Below are 18,513 nucleotides of genomic sequence, written 5' to 3'. Positions count from 1 at the left end.
CTGTGAGGGTCAGGCTTCGAGGTGATGGCTCGGCACCAGCCGGCGGAGCACGCCGCCGACCGGGCCGAACAGGATCGAAACGAGGCAGATGCCGCCTGCGACCAGGATGATGGCGGGGCCGGACGGCAGCTCGGTGGAAAAGGAGATCAGCAGGCCCGCATAGCCGGACGCCATGCCCACCACGACGGCGATGGCGGTGAGGGCGGTGAGATCGCGCGCCCAGAACCGCGCGGCCGCCGCCGGCAGCATCATCAACCCGACCGCCAGCAGTGTGCCGAGCGCGTGGAACGCCCCCACCAAATTCAGCACCACCAGCGCCAGGAAGGTGAGATGCACCGGCCCGCCGGCGCCGGACACCGAGCGCAGGAAATTGGGGTCGACGCACTCCATCACCAGTGGCCGCCAGATCACCGCCAGCGTGAGCAGCGAGATCGACGCCACCGCGGCGAGCAGCATCATGGTGGCGTTGTCGAGCGCCAGCACGCTGCCGAACAGGATATGGAACAGGTCGACATTGGAGCCGCGCAACGAGACGATGACGACGCCGAGCGCCAGCGACACCAGATAGAACACCGCGAGCGAGGCGTCCTCTTTCAGCTCGGTACCGCGGGCGACGAGGCCGGCCAGCACCGCCACCACCACGCCGGCGATCAGTCCACCCGCCGTCATTGCGAACAGGTCGAGCCCCGACACCAGAAAGCCGACCGCCGCGCCCGGCAGGATGGCGTGGGACATCGCATCGCCGGTGAGGCTCATCCGCCGCAGCATCAAGAAGACGCCAACCGGTCCGGCGCCGAGCGCCAGCGCCAGCGTGCCGACCAGCGCCCGCCGCATGAACTCGAAGTCTTCGAAGGGGGCGATGAAGAGGTCGTGGAGCATAAAAATGGATCAAACGAAAGCGGGCGCGGCGAAGCCGCGTTCTTCCCTCTTCCCTTGCGGGAGAGGGTGGCGAAGCCGTGCGTCAAGCGAGGTCGAGCCGGGTGAGGGGTGTTTGTCGTCGGCGGATAAAATCCCATCACCCGCCCTCGCTCCGCTCGGGCACCCTCGCCCGCAAGGGGAGAGGGAAGATAAGAAAATGCCGCTCACGCCGCCCGCTCGCAGACGCCGGCGCGGTCGTCCCACGCTTCGGTGATATGCTGGGCGCGCCGCATGTTGTCGGGTGTCAGCACCTCGTGCGTCGGCCCCCAGGCGATGGCTTCGCGGGCGAGCAGCAGCGTGGTGGGGAAATTGGCCTTCACCGCTTCCAGGTCGTGCAGCACGGCGAGCACGGTGCGCTGCTCGTGGTGCCAGCGCTTGACCAGCGCCATCAGGTCGGCGGCGGTACGGGCATCGATGGCTGTGAATGGTTCATCGAGCAGGATCAGCTTGGCGTCCTGCAGCAGCAGGCGGGCGAACAGCGTGCGCTGCATCTGGCCGCCCGACAGCGTGCCGATGGCGCGTTTCTCAAAGCCTTCCAGTCCCACCGCGGCGATGGCCGCTTTGATGCGGTCGCGGTCGGCGGCAGTGATGGCACCGAACAGGCCGGTGCGGCGCCACAGCCCCATCGCCACCATGTCGTAGACCGCGATCGGAAACGAGCGGTCGAGCTCGGCGATCTGCGGCAGGAAGGCGACATCGCGGGCCTTGAGGCCGGCGCGGTCGACGCGGCCTTCCAGCGGCTTCAGCGCGCCGGCGATGCCCTTGAGCAGGGTCGATTTTCCGGCGCCGTTGGGGCCGACCACGGCGAGCAGCTCGCCCACGGCGACCGAACCGGTGAGGTGGTGAACCGCAGGGTGGCGCTCGTAACCGAGTGTCAGCGCGCAAAAGGTCAGGACCGACATGTCTCGTCCATCACGTCATCGCCCACAGCACCGCCGACCAGATCGCCGCCACCAGCACGGTGGCAACGCCCAGCCGCGCCGCGATCGACATCCGCAGCAGCGACGGCGACATACGAACGACGCCGCGGGACGGGTGAGAATGCCCGGCGGAGTGCGCGGTCATCGGCGAGCCATCAGCAACATGGCTTCTCTGTTATACTATAACATGGCGTTTGTCGAGTGTGGTGATGGGAGGCACGAGCCGCCTCGGCCCGTCGTCCCCGGCGAGCGGCGCCTTTGCGCCGCAAGGGAAGGCGACCCAGGGACCATGACGCCTGGGGACGATGCGCCCGGCCAAAGCTGCAGCGGTCCTTCGCATCTTGCGGATCAATGCGGTGTCTTGGGTTTCCTTCCCCTCGCCGCTTGCGGCTCGGCCGGGAACGACGGGCGTGACACTCACAGCCCGCTTTTCCACCGCTTCAGCAGCAGCGAGTTGGTGACCACCGACACCGAGGACATCGCCATCGCCGCGCCGGCCACCGCCGGGGTGAGGAACCCGAGGGCCGCCAGCGGCAGGCCGATGACGTTGTAGATGAACGCCCAGAACAGGTTCTGCCGGATCTTGGCAACCGTGCGCCGGGCGATGTCGAGCGCTGCCGGCACCAGCCGCGGGTCGGGTCGCATCAAGGTCACCCCGGCGGCGGCGATGGCGGCGTCGGTGCCGGTGCCCATCGCGATGCCGAGCGAGGCGCTCGCGAGCGCCGGGGCGTCGTTGATGCCGTCGCCGACCATCGCGACGTGGCGGCCCTCTTTCTCCAGCGCCGCCAGGGCGGCGGTCTTGCCGGCCGGCTTGACCTCGGCGTCGAAGCCGTCGAGCCCGGCCTCAGCGGCAATGGCGGCGGCGACGGAGGGGTGATCGCCGGTCAGCATGTGCACGGTGGCGCCGCGGGCCTTGAGCGTGGCGACCGCCTCGGCCGCACCCGGCCGCAGCGGGTCGGCGAAGCCGAGCACGCCGACCGCCTGGCCGTCGATGGCGACGATGGCGGCGGTACGGGCCTCGTCCTCGATCTGCTCCAGCGCGCCGGCGACCGCGGCCAGGTCGACACCGCGTTCGGCCATCAGGTCGCGGTTGCCAATGGCGATGGTGCGGCCGGCCACCTGGCCGACCAGGCCGCGGCCGATCGCGGCGGCGGCCTGCGACGCCGGCTTGAGCGTCAGGCCGCGGGCCTCGGCTGCCGCGACCACCGCGCGGCCGAGGGGGTGCTCACTCGCCGCCTGCAGCGAGGCGGCGACCGCGAGCAGCGCGCGCTCGTCGCCGTTGACCGCGACGATGTCGGTCACCGCCGGGCGGCCCAGCGTCAGCGTGCCGGTCTTGTCGAACACCACGGTGTCGACGGCGCTGGCGCGCTCGAGCGCCTCGATGTCCTTGACCAGGATGCCGGCCTTCGCGGCGGCGCCGGTGCCGGCCACCAGCGCGGCCGGGGTGGCGAGGCCCAGCGCGCACGGACAGGCGATCACCAGCACCGCGACCGCGATCATCAGCGCCTCTTCGAAGGTTGCGCCGCCGAGTAGCCAGCCGATCAGTGCGCCGAGCGCGATCGCCACCACCGCTGGCACGAAGATGGCGGCGACGCGGTCGACCAGTCGCTGCACCGGCGCCTTGCCGGTTTGCGCCGCCTCGACCAACCGGGTGATGCGGGCGAGCGTGGTGTCCTCGCCGACCGCGACCGCCCGCACCATCAACCGGCCGGCGCCGTTGAGCGCGCCGGAGGCGACGCCGTCGCCCGGATGCTTCGCCACCGGCAGGCTCTCGCCGGTGATCAGCGACTCATCGGCCTCGCTGGCGCCGTCTTCGACGACCCCATCGACCGGAAAACGTGTCCCTGGCCGGACCACCACGATATCGCCGCTTGCCACCTCATCGATGTCGACCTCGCGCTCGGCGCCGCCGCGCAGCACCACGGCCCGCTCGGGCCGCAGCGTCATCAGCGTGCGAACCGCCTCGGTGGTGCCGCGTTTGGCCTTGGCCTCCAGCCACTTGCCGAGCATGACGAAGGTGATCACCGCGGCGGCGCCCTCGAAATAAAGGTGGCCTTGGACGTGGCGGCCGTGGATGGCGATCATCCATAGGCTGAAGATGAAGGCGGCCGAGGTGCCGAGCGCCACCAGCACGTCCATGTTGGCCGAGCCGGCGCGTAGCGCCTTGTAGGCGCCGCGATAGAACCGGGCGCCGACCACGATCTGCACCGGCGCCGCCAGCGCCAATTGCACGCCGGGGCCGAGGGCAAGGTCGAGCCCGAGCGGGGCGGCGAGCATCGGCGCCACCAGCGGCAGCGTCAGCGCGGCGGAGAAGATCAACTCGGCGAGGGTCCAGCGTTCGCTGGCGCGGCGCTTGGCCTCGCGCTCGGCCTCGGCGGCCTTGCGGGCGGCAGCGTCGTGAAGGCGCGGCGTGGCGCCGAACCCGGTGCGCTCGACCGCCTCCACCAGCGCGGCGACGTCCGGCCCGCCGGGGGCAAGGCGGATATCGGCGCGCTCGAGCGGCAGATTGACCGACACCGCCTCGACGCCGGGCAGGCGGGACAATACCCGCTCGAGCCGAGCCGAGCAGGCGGCGCAGGTCATGCCGCTGATGTCGAGCACGATCGTGCCGGCAGAGGCGGCGTCGGCAGGGGACAAGCGCTGGGCAATGGTCATGGCACCTATCATATAGGCCGGCAGCCGCCGCGAGCCACTGCTCGGAAGGCCGCAGATTCGCGGCCGTAGGACGGGCCGAACCTCCGGCCGTCTGCCGCTGCCCTTGGTATGACCTGCTCCCCAGAAATCATGCCATTGGCAAGTTAACTCGCCATATGGAGACGAGTGATGCGGCGCAGGTGTTTGCCCGAAACAACGGCCGGCCACGACCACGGCCGTTCAAATGCAACGTCAGTTGGAAGCCGAGCGTCTTCGTCAACCGCAGGAAACGGCCTTGCGGAAGGACGTGCGAGGATTCAGGGGTTGAGAGCATTCTCCGCAAAAGCGGATACCGACTTTGCGGAGAATGCGATAACTCAAAGGCTTAGAACCCCCTGCCTGGTTTGATCGGATTTTGCCTGCTCAGTTGGACCGTTCTGCGTCCGCCTGTGCCTTGGCGATCTGCTCGACCAGGCTGACGATGGCGGCTTGGGTGTTCTCGCAGCGAATTTGCGCGAAGGCACGGGCGAGCAGCAGGGCGCGGGCGCTGGTCAGGAATTCGAAGTTGGTGTCGAGCGATTCCTGCGTAGGGGGGAAGAAGAACGACGGCGGAACGTGCAGCGCCTCGGCGATGCGCATCAGCCGGCTGGCGGCGACGCGGTTCGCGCCAGACTCGTATTTCTGCACCTGCTGGAAGGTGAGTTCGAGCTGGACGGCAAGGGCGTTGAGCGACAGGCCAAGTTCGAGCCGGCGGGCCCGAATGCGGCGCCCGACCTCAATGTCCTGCGGATCACGCGATAATCTCGGCATGCGTTTCGGTCCAAGTCCCTGTTCGTTCAAATCAGGATCGGCCAAATCGGGCTTGCCCCAAATCCGGCATGGCCCAAATCCCTGCGCATCTTGGGCCGCGTCGGAGCCCGTCTCCGTGTCCAGTCCAGTCTGCGTTTGTCACCTTCGAGCGTCATCCAGCGGAAACGGTCCGAGCGTGGTGCCAGCCCGCTGTCGTTCGTCGCTCAGTTTGTCAGTCCGAATCCGAGTCAGTCGATCCGGAAGAAAACCGCGTTTCCGTTACGTCGTCCGCTCCGAAGAAGCCTTCAAACAGACTTACCAGTGGTTTTCCGCCGAAATCCTTCGGGAAATCACGCGGGTGGACAAAGTCGTCCCGAAACCAAGGGTATTTTTCCGGGTCGAATGATTTCATGATCCATTCGATCAGCCGGCGAACGCGGGGGATTTTATTCGCATCGGAATGATAGGTCAGCCAGATATCGCACTGCATGCGCAACGGCAAGTCGACCGGGACGACGCGGGCGCTGATCGCTTGCGCATAGGTCGGAAGCAGTCCAAGCCCGGCGCCCTTGGCGATCGCCCAATAATGCGTGCTGCTGACATTGGAGCGGATAGCCACGAAGCCGGGCTGGGGCACGCCCGCGAATATCTCATTATAGTCCGCCTGCGCCGCAACCTGATCGGCAAGCTGCAGCACGATGCGGTGATTCAGCAGATCCTCCACGGTCTGCGGGCATCCGTAAACGTCCAGGTACGATTTGGCGACGAACGGCATGACGTGGAGGCGGCCGATCTTGACCACCTTGAGGTCCTTCGCGGTCGGCCGGGTGAGCTGGATGGCAACGTCAGCCTCCAGCCTCAGTACATCTGCTGATTGCATGGCGCACGATATGTCAACCAGAAGACGCGGGTAGCTGCGCTGGAACTCGACCAGCCGCGGCACCACCCAGAACGTGCCGAGCCCCTCGGTGACGGCAAGGCGGACCTCGCCGGCGATCGCCGGTTCGATCTGGTCGCGGGCGCGCACCAAGCCGAACGAGGCCTGTTCCATGCGTTGCGCCGCCGCGAGGATATGCTCGCCCTCGGCGGTGGCGCGAACGCCGTCGACGTGGCGGGTGAGCAGCTTAACGCCGAGGTCGCTTTCGAGTTCGTTGATGCGCCGACGCAGCGCGTTGACCGACAGCCCGAGCAGCTCTGACGCCGAACGAAAGCTGCCCTGGCGCGTCACCTCCAGAAACAGCCGGATGGCCTCCCAGTCGGGCGGTGCGCTGATCGGCGTCGGCCGCTTGTGTTCCGTTCCCGGCACACGCCGTTCGCGCCGCGCATACATACAGTACACCTCCTTTATTTATATCTTGGCAGTATGAACAAGATTACAGCCCAGGGGTAGTCCCATGACAGCCCATGATCCCCGTATTGTTAAGCTTCATGCCAAGAGGGGACAAAGAATACGGCCGTCGCGCCGTATCGTGAACGAACTTGATCCTGCCGTCCTCGCCCAAGGGCTGGTTGCTTTCATGCCGAGCCTGCAGGTGATCGGGGCGCTGATGGCCAAGGCCGAGCACGACCTTGCAGGCCTCGCCAGCCTCGACATCGTGCGCAGCGTAATGTCGCACAATCCCGATACCCTTTGGGCGTTGGCGCGAAAGAACGGCTACGACGCTGCGGCACCGGCGGGCGATGGCTTCGTGGCGGTGCTGCCGCTTAACGAGGCGGGGCTGCGGCAGCTGGCCGAGGGCAATTTCGACGCCTCCGACCCCGACCTTGCCTTGGTCTGCCGGCAGAACGAGAAGCCGGCCGGCATCTACATCTGGGCCATTCACGCCCGCGGCGCCCTGGCCGGCGGCATTGCGCTGGTGATCGACAAGTTCAAGACGCCGCTCCACGCCGACGTTAATTTCTATGCCCGCGCCGCCACCGCCGACGGCCGCCGCTTCATGGAGGGGCTCGGCTTCCAGTCCGGCGCCACCGTGTGCGGCCTCCACGCGCCGCACCTTCACGTCTTCCGTCGCTCCGGCCACACCGACGCGCCGCTTTTCGACAGCTACCACCCGGCCACTCCCGCCAACGCACTGTCGGTCACTGTGGCGCGGTCGATGGAAGACCTGATGCGTGTCGCCAGTGTCCGCAGCGCTGTCTACATCTCCGAGCAGGAATGCCCCTACGCGGAGGAGTTCGACGGCAACGACCTGTCGGCAACCCACCTCATCGGCTATGTCGGCCACGAGCCGGCCGGCTGCCTGCGCATCCGCTGCTTCGCCGACTTCGCCAAGCTGGAGCGTCTGGCGGTGCGGCGCGAGTTTCGCAACACCCGCTTGTCGTTCCAGCTGGTGCGCGCCGCCATCGAGCTGTGCCGGGTCAAGGGCTACCAGCGCCTCTACGGCCACGCCCAAAAGCGGCTGGTCAATTTCTGGGGCCGGTTCGGCTTCAAGACCTTCGAGTCCGGCCGCGAGCTGGTGTTTTCCGATTTCGACTATGTCGAGATGGTGCTGGATGCCTCGCGTCACCCGCAATCGATCACCATCGGCGTCGACCCCTACCTGATCATCCGCCCCGAAGGCCGCTGGCACATGCCGGGCGTCCTGGAAAAATCGGCCACACGGCGGGTGAGCCGGCAATTTCAGGAGCTGGGCGCGTGACATCGGTGATCGATCTTCGTCATTATGCCGATCCGACCCGGATTCCGACGCTGGTGCTGCTCGATCTCCAGCAGGAATACCTCGCCAGCCCACGGGTGCTGGCACTGCCGGACGCCGAGGCGGCGATCGAAAGCTGCCGTTCTGCGCTTCACCATGCCCGCGCCATGGGCTTTCCCATCGTGTTCGCACGGTGGCGGGCACGCTCGCCGCTGTTCAACCCCGCCACCCGGTTTGCCAAGTGGATCGAAGGGTTCGAGCCTCACGGCACCGAACTGGTGTTCGAGCGCGACCGCCCCTCACTCTACGCCTCCGGTGCCTTCACCGAGGTGATGAACCACGGTGACGGCAGCTTCGTGCTGGCTGGCTTCGCCGGTGAATCAGCCTGCCTGTCCACCGTGATCGACGCCTTCCACCGCGGCCACCGCGTCACCTTCCTCAACGATGCGTCGGCCAGCCATGGCCTTGAGGACATCGGGCCGGCCGAGGTGCACCGCACCGTGTCGCGGCTGGTCGGCCTCTATGGCGAATCGATCTCGACCCGGATGTGGATTGAGCGCACGGCGCGGCCGCGCCGTGTGGTGGGTGAACGGCCATGACACCACATATGCTCGAAAAGCTCGATACCATCTGCCGCACGCTCGGAGATTACATCTCGACGATGCGGGAGCACGATCTCGACGAGATCGCCATGTTTCTCGCCATGGCTCGGCTGTCGGTCCAAATGAAGATGCACGAAATCTCGAGCGGTGAGCTCAAGGCGCTGTGCGAGGCGATCGAGACCACCCGCTGCAGCACCCGCCAATAGGCGGCAAGCCGCGCTGGCCGCCGGACGGCGGCGCTTGGGCTGGGTCGATTGGCAAGCTTGGGCAGGGGGGGCTTGGCCGGGCTCGGATCGTCCGTCAGGCGGCGCCGCTGGCGTGTCCAAGAGCCGGCGCGTCCAAGAGCCGCCGATTCCAAAAGCCGGCGTTCAAGAAGCCAGCGCGTCCAACACCAGCCCTGGCCGCCAGCCAGTGTACGGAATCGACCGATCAGGCCGGCGTTTGGGCGCTCGATCTCCGGAAAACCGCTTTCAGATCAAGGCGTTTCGGCAAAGGTTGTGGGGTCAGGCGGCCACGAGCCGGCGCCGGTCGATCGGCTGGCGGACCGCGCTATCGGCAGTGCCCGTGAGGCAGGGCAATCGGGTGAAAAATCACGCTGCCAGGAGACTTGCGAGGAAGTCGTCGTCCCAGGCGGCGACTTTTCGCTTGAGGCGGAGAGAATCCTTGCCCGGGGCCTTGCGGATGAGATTGAGGGCCATGTGCTTGAGGGTGGTGAAATTGGCGGGGGCGTGATCGGTGCGGACGCGGCAGTCGTCATCGCGGAACACCATGTCCATGATCCAATGCAGGCTGTTCTCCACCGCCCAATGGCTGCGGATGACGGGTCCGAGCTGGTCGGCCGGGGACGCCAGCGAGGCGATGTAGAAGCGGGTCTCCTGCTCGCACTTGGCGCCGATCTCGCGCATGCTTTCGACCATGACGACACTGGTCAGGCCGGGCCAATCGTGACGGTCTCGGAGCCAAGCCACGTCGTGCATCACCGTGGTGGTGCGGGTCTCGATGCGGCCGTGATCGCCATCGACGCTGTGATGGCGGCTGATCGCTGTGTCCTTGAAACCATTGGCTTTCTGCTCGGCGGCGAACAGCTCGACGTCCTCTCGCAAGCTGCCCTGGTTGCCTTTCAGGGCCAGCACATAGTCGGCCTTCTGGGCGAGGATTTGTGCGGCGATGGCGCGCTGGCAGCCCATGGCGTCGATGGTGACGATGGCGCCCTCGATCGACAGCAGGGAGAGCAGTTGGGGGATGGCGACGATCTCGTTCGACTTGTCGGCCACCTTGACCTGGCCGAGCACCAGGCGCTGGCGCGCCGCGAAGGCGGACACCATGTGGACCGCCGCCTTGGCGTCCCTCTTAGCCGAGCGGCGCAGCGTCTTGCCGTCGATGGCGATCACGTCTGCGGGCGCCCCGGTCACCGCCGCCACCCAGGCGACGAAGCAACGCTGGAACTGCGCAGCATCGAGGGTGGCGAGGATGTCGCCGAGGTGGTCGTGCGAGGGGGTGCCATGGAGAAACGTGCGGAACCGGCGCAGCAGGTCGAGCTTCGTCTCGCCGAACCTTGCGATGTCGACGAAGGTCTCGGCGCCGGCCAGCACCGCCAGCAGGCACAGCAGCAGCACCTCCTCCAGCGAGTACATCACCTTGCCGCGCTGGCGCGGGTCGGGCATGTCCTTGAAATAGTCCAGGAAAACAAGAGCTTCCCCAAGCGCGGCAAAGTCCGGTTCCGCTGGCTCCATCGCCCATCCTCCGCATCCGAATCGGAGGAACCGACAGATTCAGCACTTCAGGCCTTTGTCACCCCTTTCTTCACCCGATCGCCCTGGCCCGTGAGGACAGGCTGCTGGACAGGCCGCCGTGAAGATGGTCCCCTCGGCGCGATGAATCAGATTGTTGTCCGCATCCTGCAGGTGGCGTCGATCGCCGCCATTACCGCGACCCTCCTAGGCTTGGCGGCGGGGCCGGTGTCGCAGAGCTATTTCGGCGCGGCGCTGGTGGTCGCGGTGGTGCTGACTGGCTTCGGCACCTGGTTTCTCCAGTGGGCGAAGCGGCGCTGGCGGGGCGGCGCCGGCTGACCGTTCCGGGAAAAGCGCGGCGTCGTTCACAACAAGGCAGCCTGGGCGATGGGCCTCGTCCTTGACACCCGTTCCGGCCCTTCCTTATATCCCAACTCCGCGGGCCACTTGACCCAAGTGGCACGGGGCGGAGTAGCTCAGCTGGTTAGAGCAGCGGAATCATAATCCGCGTGTCGGGGGTTCGAGTCCCTCCTCCGCTACCAACATTCCCCCCGCAAGTCTGGCCTGGGGGAACAAACCAGAGCCGGTCAGTCTGGCCAGTGATCCGTTGAGGACCAAGTCCGGTAGCGTCTCGGCCGGCGCGAGCTCCACCACGACACTCTCGATCATCCCGCGCACCGCATCGGCCAGCCCGGCGTCCTGCGCGTCCCGGTCGTCGGCGATGAGGTCGGCCAAAGTGTCGATCGCCTCCAGATAACGGCCGACGGCCGTTGGATGCAGCGACAGCACCTTCGGGACCTGCGCGATATTGACCGACATTCGTTTCGATCCACGCCCTCGCGTGAGGAGCGACTGGTCTCCGGCGGCGTGATCGTCGGCGCGGTCACGTTTCGATCCACGCCCCGCGTGAGGGGCGATTGGATGATCGCCGCATGCCCGATCCGCTTTCGCAATTGTCGGCAGCCAGCAACCCGACCGCGGAGGGCATGGCCTCCGAACGCACGTGGAGAATGGCCAGAACGTGTGGCCACCGCCCACAACGCCCCGTCGGCTTCTGGAACTGGGTCAACACCCTACCGTATTACCTTATGCCGTCGTATTTTTTGGTATTGAGCAATGTTGACGACTCACGCACAGCCAATTAGCATGCTTGACCATAGTACCTGCGTTTGGCGCGAATTTCGCCACCAATCAACAATTATCCCCAGGCGATCGCCGCTTTCGTCCGAGCCGCGAAACAACTCATGCTGTTTCCGCAGCGCTCGCATCAAAGCGCGTCAGAATGAAGAGGTGCGTCGTGCGCAGTGCAGCATTTGAGCGGGCGCTTAGGCCCGATCCATCCGGTTCGCCGCAGCCTACAGTGCTTTCCGCGCTGCCCGGCGGACGGATTCAACAACGTTCGCCGAGGTTCGTCATCAACTGCTGGCGTGCAAAGTATTTAACGTCCGCAGCGCTTGCGAATTTTGCCGTCACGGCCATTTTTGCAACGGCCTTTCTTCTGCCTTCGGTTTCGTCATTTGCCGATGGCGGCGACGGTGGCGACGGTGGTGGCGGGATCGCTGCCGGTGCCGGCGGCACCGGCGCAGCTGGAACCGGCGGCACTGGAAGCGCGGGCGCTGGCGTTAACGGCGGCGGCGGCGGCGGTGGTGGCTCTGGCGATGGTGCGGGCGGTGGCGGTGGTGATGGCGGTGGCGGATTGGGCGGCGGCGGCGGCATACCCGGCGGGGTCGGCTCCGCTGGCGCGGTCGGTGCCGTCAACCTTGGCGGTGGCGGTGGCGGTGGCGGCGGCGGCGGCGCCAGCGGCAGCACCGCGGCGACTCTTCCCGGCGGTGTGCTGACCGGCGTCACCGGTGGTGCCGGTGGTGCCGGTGGTGCCGCATCTGGCATCGGAAATGGCGGCGGCGGCGGCGGCGGCGGTTCCGGCGGCTTCGGCGCCACCGTGACCGGCGCAACGAACAACACCAACTCCGCCACCATTACCGGCGGTGCGGGCGGCATCGGTGGCGCCGGCGGTGCGGCCGTTACCGGCATTGGTGGCGATGGCGGCGCTGGCGGTGACGGCGGCGTCGGTGTCTTTTTCTCCGCACCCGGCGCCACTCTTACCAACACAGGTACCATTCAGGGTGGCGCGGGCACCGTCGGTGGGGCGGGCGGAGCCGGCACCACGGCGGGCACCGCGGGAGCCGGTGGCGCCGGCGGAGTGGGCGTCGTCGGCAGCGGGCTTGCGATCATCAACAGCGGCACGATTGCAGGCGGCTTCGCCAGCGATGGGGTCACACGCGCCAACGCGATCACGTTCACGGGCGGCGTCAATAGCCTGACGCTCCAAAGTGGCTTTTCGATTTTGGGCAACGTCGTCGCGGTCAGCGGTGGCACCGACACGTTCGGGCTCGGCGGCGCCACCAACGGCTCCTTCGATACAACGCTGATCGGCACCCAGTATCAGAACTTCACGGCTTTCAGTAAGACGGGCGCGAGCCAGTGGACACTCACTGGAACGCCAGGCCAGACAACGCCGTGGGTGATTTCGGACGGGACGCTGCTGGCGGGCGCCGCGACCAACGTGTTTGGCGCGACCAGCGCGATTACGGTCAACTCGCCCGGAATACTCGATCTCGGTGGCTTCAACCAGACGATTGGCTCGCTCGCCGGCAGCGGGACCGTGACCAACAGCGGCGGCGTCGGTGCCGCACTGACGACGGGCGATGCGACCAACACCCTGTTTAGCGGCGTCATTCAGGACGGTACTGGCCCGACCGCTCTCACCAAACAGGGAACAGGCGTGTTCTCGCTGAGCGGGATCAACACCTATACCGGTGCGACCACGATCAATGGTGGCACGCTGGCGCTGACCGGCGTCGGCAGCATCGCGAATTCGAGCGTCGTAAACGTCGCCAGCGCGTCCGGCATCTTCGACATTTCCGGCACCACCACCGGCGCCGCCATCACGACACTTGCGGGCGTGGCCGGCAGCAATGTCGTGCTTGGCGACCAGACGTTGACGTTGTCGAATGCCTCGACCACCTACAACGGCATCATCAGCGGGACCAACGGCGCGTTGACGCTCGCCGCCGGCACGCAGACGCTGACGGGCACCAACACCTATACCGGTGCGACCACGATCAATGGTGGCACGCTGGCGCTGACCGGCAGCGGCAGCATCGCCAATTCGAGCGTTGTGGACGTCGCCGGCGCTTCCGGCATCTTCGACATTTCCGGCACCACCGCCGGCGCCACCATCACGACACTTGCAGGCGTGGCCGGCAGTAACGTCGTGCTCGGCGAGCAGACGTTGACGTTGTCGAATGCCTCGAGCACCTACGACGGCATCATCAGCGGGACCAATGGCGGGTTGACGCTCTCCGCCGGCACGCAGACGCTGACGGGAGCCAGCACCTATACCGGCCCGACGACAATTGACGGCGGCGCGCTGCAGGTACTTGGCTCGATTGCGCCCTCGTCTCTGACCACGGTCAATAGCGGCGCCCTCCTGTTCGGCACCGGAACGGTCGGAAATACCTTCGTCGCCAGCGGCGGTACGTTCCAGCCGGGGTCCGGCACCCCTGGCTCGTCAATGACAGTGACCGGTAATCTTGGTTTCGATTCGGGAAGTGTTTACGCCGTCAACGTCAATCCCGCGACGTCGTCATTCTCCAACGTCTCCGGTACGGCGACGCTCGGCGGCGCAACGGTGAGCGCGAGTTATGCCGGTGGCACCTATATCGCCAAGCAATACACTATTCTCAGTGCCGGCAGCGTCAGCGGTACGTTCGGTTCGCTGGTAAATACCAATCTTCCAGCAAATTTCGACGCCAGCCTAGGCTATGACGCCAACAACGCTTACATAAACTTGAGCCTTAATTTCGTTCCATCCGGCGGTGTTCTGAACGTAAACCAGCAGAACGTCGCATATGGGCTAACAAATTCCTTCAACGCCAATGGCAGTATCCCGATCGTCTTTGGTGAAGTGACGCCCGACGGGCTGACCCAGCTTTCCGGCGAGGTCGGAGCGAACGTTGCGCAGGTTGCCTTCCAAGCCGGCACGGCGTTCCTGAACTTGATGTTCAGCCCATCGCTCGAAGGGAACTGTTCTTCCGGAAGATCCGGCTCGGCCGGCAATGCCGCCGATGCGAGGCCAGAGGCGGCGGTATGCGATTCTCGCTTCGCGACCTGGGGCTCGGCTTATGGAACCACGGGCAAAACCAGCGGCGACAACATCACCGGCTCTCATGGCACCACCAGTCGGACCTACGGCTTCGCCGGCGGTCTCGACTATCGCGTGACACCGGACACACTCGTCGGCGTCGCGCTCGCTGGCGGCGGCACCCATTGGAACCTCGACCAAGGCTTGGGGAGCGGAGACTCCGACATGTTTCAAGCCGGGGTGTACGGCAAGACCCGCTCAGGCCCAGCCTATCTCGCCGGCGCCCTCGCCTATTCCTTCCATGACGTGAGCACTGACCGAACCGTTACGATCTCGGGCAGCGACATATTGGAAGCGAACTTCGACGCCAACGTCTTCAGCGGGCGCCTGGAAGGCGGTTATCGCGATGCGATGCCATGGCTCGCGGTGACCCCGTACGGGGCGATCCAAGTCCAATCCATCTCACTGCCTGATTATGGCGAGAGCGTTATCGCCGGATCATCGCAATTCGCCTTGAACTATGACTCGCAGACGGTGACGACAACACGCACCGAATTGGGAGCGCGGTTCGACAAACGGTACCTGTTCGACCGGGGCGAGATTCTGACGTTGTATTCGCGGGTTGCGTGGGCACACGACTTCGACAACAACGCGTACGCAAACGCCATGTTCCAAACGTTGCCGAACTCCAATTTTACTGTGAACGGCGCTACACCTGCTCGAGATGGCGCTTTGGTGACCGCTGGCGCCGAGTATTATCTGACGAATGGCTGGTCGATGCTCGCAAAATTCGACGGCGAGTTTTCCGACACCACTTCGATCTATTCAGGCTTGGGAACGATTCGGAAAGTCTGGTGAGGATGATTCACTGCTGCGCCGTTGAATTCTTAGAGCCGATCCGGAAAGAAGTTGAGTCTGTGGAGTCGTTTGTGATTCTGTAACGAGGGGGCGCTTTGCGAGCAGATCACGATGTGGACGCCCGACCACCGCCGGACGGCGGATCGCCGTGGGTTGCGCTATCCGAGTGACCTGACCGAGGCTGAATGGGCGCTGGTCTCGCCGCTGATCCCGCCGGCCAAACGCGGTGGACGTCGACGCACGGTGGATGTCCGCGAGGTGAGAAGCCGAAAACCTGAATGGGCAAACGATCGAACAGATCCGGACGGGAAAACCAGGCGTTACGCCAGAGCATCGAGCTCGGTTCATAGATTTGACCCGTTCTGCGGATCACCATACCGGCCAGCGGCATGTGAAGGCCGCAAAAGCAGGCCTGACACAAGACCGCGCTCGATCACATGCTTATCGGTTGAAAAAACTTCTTGCGCCACGGGCGGCAACCACACAAGGCGCGGCGCGCTCGCCAAGGCCGGCCTTGCGAGCGCAAAGCGATGATCGACCGGACGCACGTCTTGCCGATCGTCCAGCAGGCCAGGGCGCTGGGGATCAGCCGTGGCAGCGTGTACTACGCGCCTCGGCCGGTGCCGGCCGCCGATCTGGCGCTGGCTGGCCTGGCCGAGTTCCCGCCAGTGTGTCACGAAACGGTCGGCGCGCCGGGCCGGGGGGCATGGGCACGGATGCCTACGCAAAAATGTTACAGTCCACGATTAGGATAGCCGGATCGTCACGCTGAGCCAGTTTTCGGCCCGTCTGTTGTCATCGGGGGAGCAGGCCCCGAAAAAGCAACTGTGCACCAGTTTGAGTCGTCCATCGCGCGGTTGATCAATGGTGAGAAGGTCAATCTGCGCTTTATGGTTGGCCGTTGTTATGGGGGCGACCGCACAAGCGGCTAACGCCGAACAGCCGAACAGCCTTGAACGCGCAGGCGAGTTCTATTTCGATATCCCGGCGCAGCCGCTCGGCGATGCGTTGGAGCAATTCGGTGCGGTCACGGGGCTGGGTCTTTTTTACGATGGTGTGTTGGCGGCCGGCCATCGGTCGGCGCCGATAAAGGGAGTGTTTCCGCCCATGCTCGGCCTTGAAACGCTTCTGCATGGAACCGGCTACGTGCCGCGGCGGACGGGGTCGGGGGCTGTTTCGATTGTGCCCTTGCGACGATCGGCGGCCGCATCGGACCCGGAGCTTCAGCGCTATGGCGCGTTCTTCGCTCTGCTGCAAAGTCGGGTCTCGCATGCGCTCTGCTCCCGCGAGGTCACGGACGCAGACAGTTCCCCGATCATCTTCAGATTTTGGTTGGCGCCGTCGGGCGTAATTGCGCGTGCCGAAATCGTCGGCCCCGGCGGCGATCCTGCCCGCAATCTAGCCCTCACCGCAGGTATCCGCGGAATAGAGGTTGCGCCACCGCCGCTGGGATTGCCGCAGCCCGTGACGATGGCCATTCTTCCCCCCTTGCCGGGAGAGTCGTCCAGATGCGACGGCAAGCCATGAACCCCGGAGCCGCCAAAACGATGCATCAGCGCTTGTCCGCCGTTGGGCCGAGCGCACCAATCAGCGCATCATGACGAATACCGAACAAAAGCTGCTGCGGCATCTGCTTGCGGTCGAGTATCAGGCGCTGAAAAGCTCGTTGACGTACCGCCTCGGTTCGGCGGAGCTGGCCGGCGAGGCCCTTCAAGAAGCCTGGGTCCGGCTGGAACGGCACCAGCCCCGCGAACCGGTTCGGAAACCTCAGCCCTATCTGCTTCGAATCGCTTATAATATCGGGCTGAAACTCTTGCGTCGGGAGCGGCGGACCGTGACGCTGACCGATACCCGGATCGCGCTTGACCTGATTGACGAGGCGCCCGATCCTGGGGCGGTCGTCGAAAATCGTTCGGAGTTGGAACTGCTCAAGCGTGCCCTGGAGGAACTCACGCCGCGCCAGCAGGATATCCTCCTCGCCTCGCGGCTGGAGGGCAAATCGTTGGCAGATCTCGCGCGCCGTCATGGGATATCGCAGCGCTGGGTCGAGCGGGAGTTGCGGTTTGTCGTGATGCATTGTGCCCAACGCCTCGACCGCAAGGTCGTGCAGCGGTTCGGTCCGAAGTCGGCACAGGAATCAAAGAAAGAGAAGTCAGCAGGGCGGCATGACAATGAGGGACGAGCCACGCCGAGGATCGGCCGGGCCGGCAAATCTGCGGGATGATGGCAGGCATCCCGTTCGAGCGGGCGAGTTCCCGCCGCTCGAACGCGAGGCCTATGAATGGGTGATGCGGTTCAGGACCGGCGCGGCCGGGCCGGCCGACCTTGCTGCGTTGAAGCGCTGGTCGGAAACCAGCCCGGCACATCTGGAGGCTTACGATCGCATGAGCCGCGCATGGATCGCGCTCGGCGCGGTCGCAGAAGAACTGTCCAGCGCCAATTCTGTCGCGCGGTATGCCCGGACGGCGCCGAGCGCCGCGTCGCCGGGAGAAGCAGCGGTCACGCGGCGTGCCTTGATCGGAGGAGCGCTCGCCGCGTCCGTGGCGGGCGTTGCGCTGTCGGTGCATCCCCCTTTCGGTTTCTGGCCGTCCTGGTCCGAGTTCGCCGCCGACTACCGAACCGCGACCGGCGAGCAGCGGCAGATAACCATCGACGACATCGGCATCGATATGAACACCCGCACCAGCATCGCGCTGCGGCCTGCCGCCGGGGTGGTGCGACGGATCGAACTGATTGCCGGCGAAGCTGCGCTGTCGAGCCCTGCAGAGGACGTGCTAACGGTGGAGGCCGGCAATGGTCGCGTAGTCGCCGCCGGAGCCCGTTTCAACTTGCGCCACGACGGTGGTCAGGTCCGGGTGGCCTGCCTTGATGGAGACGTGCGTGTCGAATGTGGCGGAGATGCGCGCGTGCTGGGGCCGGGCCGGCAGGTGCTTTACTCCGAGCACGGGGTCGGTCAGGCCGTTGCGGTCGATACCAATGCGGTCACGGCTTGGCAGGGCGGACTCGTTATCTTCCGATCGACCCCGATCTCTGACGTGGTTGAAGAGATCAACCGCTATCGCCCCGGCCGGGTCATTCTGACCAACAAAGACTTGGGGCGGCGCCAGCTCAGTGCCCGATTTCGCATCGCGGAGATGGACCAAGTCGTAGGTCAGATCGAACAGGTCTTTGGCGTCCGAGCCACCATGCTTCCGGGAGGTATCGTGCTGCTCGGCTGACGGTGCTCGAAAAAAAGCACTCCAAACAGAATTTCTGTTGACCGGTCGCGGGCCGCGCCGGGGA

Annotated in this window: 16 protein-coding genes, 1 tRNA gene and 2 pseudogenes; 12 read left to right on the top strand and 7 right to left on the bottom strand. The window is 65.6% G+C overall.

Annotated features, from left to right (window positions below; all coding sequences use genetic code 11):
• Positions 1–9 precede the first annotated feature (9 nt).
• The 6 genes from BVIR_RS09170 to BVIR_RS09150 form a co-directional block, all read right to left on the bottom strand.
• Positions 10–879 (bottom strand): metal ABC transporter permease, encoded by an 870-nt coding sequence (locus BVIR_RS09170; protein ID WP_055037400.1) that lies wholly within the window; start codon positions 877–879, stop codon positions 10–12.
• Between the two features lie 203 nt (positions 880–1,082).
• On the bottom strand, positions 1,083–1,820 hold the full coding sequence (gene aztA / locus BVIR_RS09165; RefSeq protein WP_055037399.1) for a zinc ABC transporter ATP-binding protein AztA: 738 nt from the start codon (positions 1,818–1,820) through the stop codon (positions 1,083–1,085).
• 10 nt (positions 1,821–1,830) lie between these two features.
• Positions 1,831–1,983 carry a hypothetical protein gene (locus BVIR_RS16835; RefSeq protein WP_156331036.1) on the bottom strand — a complete coding sequence of 51 codons (153 nt, stop codon included), beginning with the start codon at positions 1,981–1,983 and terminating at the stop codon, positions 1,831–1,833.
• 272 nt (positions 1,984–2,255) lie between these two features.
• A complete protein-coding gene (locus BVIR_RS09160; protein ID WP_055037398.1) occupies positions 2,256–4,493 on the bottom strand; it encodes a heavy metal translocating P-type ATPase in 2,238 nt (745 codons plus the stop codon).
• A gap of 402 nt (positions 4,494–4,895) precedes the next feature.
• On the bottom strand, positions 4,896–5,327 hold the full coding sequence (locus tag BVIR_RS09155) for a helix-turn-helix domain-containing protein (protein ID WP_236823582.1): 432 nt from the start codon (positions 5,325–5,327) through the stop codon (positions 4,896–4,898).
• Between the two features lie 166 nt (positions 5,328–5,493).
• The gene (locus BVIR_RS09150) at positions 5,494–6,591 is read right to left on the bottom strand and encodes a LysR family transcriptional regulator (RefSeq protein WP_082416897.1); all 1,098 of its coding nucleotides are present in this window, start codon (positions 6,589–6,591) and stop codon (positions 5,494–5,496) included.
• Between the two features lie 187 nt (positions 6,592–6,778).
• On the opposite strand from BVIR_RS09150, the gene BVIR_RS17380 reads away from it, so the two are divergent.
• The 3 genes from BVIR_RS17380 to BVIR_RS09135 are packed head-to-tail and all read left to right on the top strand — an operon-like array spanning position 6,779 to position 8,705.
• The gene (locus BVIR_RS17380; protein WP_335338110.1) at positions 6,779–7,900 is read left to right on the top strand and encodes a GNAT family N-acetyltransferase; all 1,122 of its coding nucleotides are present in this window, start codon (positions 6,779–6,781) and stop codon (positions 7,898–7,900) included.
• A complete protein-coding gene (locus tag BVIR_RS09140; protein ID WP_055037396.1) occupies positions 7,897–8,496 on the top strand; it encodes a cysteine hydrolase family protein in 600 nt (199 codons plus the stop codon). Before BVIR_RS17380 ends, BVIR_RS09140 begins: the two co-directional genes overlap by 4 nt.
• Positions 8,493–8,705 carry a hypothetical protein gene (locus BVIR_RS09135; RefSeq protein ID WP_156331035.1) on the top strand — a complete coding sequence of 71 codons (213 nt, stop codon included), beginning with the start codon at positions 8,493–8,495 and terminating at the stop codon, positions 8,703–8,705. Before BVIR_RS09140 ends, BVIR_RS09135 begins: the two co-directional genes overlap by 4 nt.
• 384 nt (positions 8,706–9,089) lie before the next feature.
• On the opposite strand, the gene BVIR_RS09130 is transcribed toward BVIR_RS09135, so the two are convergent.
• Positions 9,090–10,232, bottom strand: coding sequence for an ISAs1 family transposase (locus BVIR_RS09130; protein WP_082416579.1), 1,143 nt, complete (start codon positions 10,230–10,232; stop codon positions 9,090–9,092).
• Positions 10,233–10,373: 141 nt separating this feature from the next.
• Here BVIR_RS09130 and BVIR_RS09125 point away from each other — a divergent pair, with 141 nt between their 5' ends.
• From BVIR_RS09125 to BVIR_RS09095, 9 genes and pseudogenes are all read left to right on the top strand, one after another.
• A complete protein-coding gene (locus BVIR_RS09125) occupies positions 10,374–10,568 on the top strand; it encodes a hypothetical protein (RefSeq protein ID WP_055037394.1) in 195 nt (64 codons plus the stop codon).
• A 126-nt stretch (positions 10,569–10,694) separates the two neighbouring features.
• Positions 10,695–10,771: transfer RNA gene (locus BVIR_RS09120), tRNA-Met, on the top strand.
• 981 nt (positions 10,772–11,752) lie between these two features.
• Positions 11,753–12,067, top strand: a complete 315-nt coding sequence (locus tag BVIR_RS09115; protein ID WP_055037393.1) for a hypothetical protein — start codon at positions 11,753–11,755, stop codon at positions 12,065–12,067.
• Entirely contained in the window at positions 12,061–15,231 is a 3,171-nt protein-coding gene (locus BVIR_RS09110; RefSeq protein ID WP_055037392.1) for an autotransporter outer membrane beta-barrel domain-containing protein, read from the top strand. The genes BVIR_RS09115 and BVIR_RS09110 overlap by 7 nt, the downstream gene beginning before the upstream one ends.
• A 111-nt stretch (positions 15,232–15,342) precedes the next feature.
• Positions 15,343–15,492 (top strand): annotated as a pseudogene (locus BVIR_RS16395) (IS5/IS1182 family transposase); the annotation flags it as partial.
• 230 nt (positions 15,493–15,722) lie between these two features.
• Positions 15,723–15,875 (top strand): annotated as a pseudogene (locus tag BVIR_RS16830) (IS3 family transposase); the annotation flags it as partial.
• 262 nt (positions 15,876–16,137) lie between these two features.
• Complete coding sequence (locus BVIR_RS09105) at positions 16,138–16,758, top strand: STN domain-containing protein (protein ID WP_055037391.1); 621 nt, start codon at positions 16,138–16,140, stop codon at positions 16,756–16,758.
• 70 nt (positions 16,759–16,828) lie between these two features.
• The gene (locus BVIR_RS16385) at positions 16,829–17,455 is read left to right on the top strand and encodes an RNA polymerase sigma factor (RefSeq protein WP_082416892.1); all 627 of its coding nucleotides are present in this window, start codon (positions 16,829–16,831) and stop codon (positions 17,453–17,455) included.
• A complete protein-coding gene (locus tag BVIR_RS09095; RefSeq protein WP_082416890.1) occupies positions 17,397–18,449 on the top strand; it encodes a FecR family protein in 1,053 nt (350 codons plus the stop codon). The genes BVIR_RS16385 and BVIR_RS09095 overlap by 59 nt, the downstream gene beginning before the upstream one ends.
• Positions 18,450–18,513 lie beyond the last annotated feature (64 nt).

Origin of the sequence: Blastochloris viridis (genome assembly GCF_001402875.1) — a bacterium.
Lineage (GTDB): Bacteria > Pseudomonadota > Alphaproteobacteria > Rhizobiales > Xanthobacteraceae > Blastochloris > Blastochloris viridis.
Note: the sequence above shows the minus strand (reverse complement) of the source record. Positions and strands in the feature narration are given on the sequence as shown.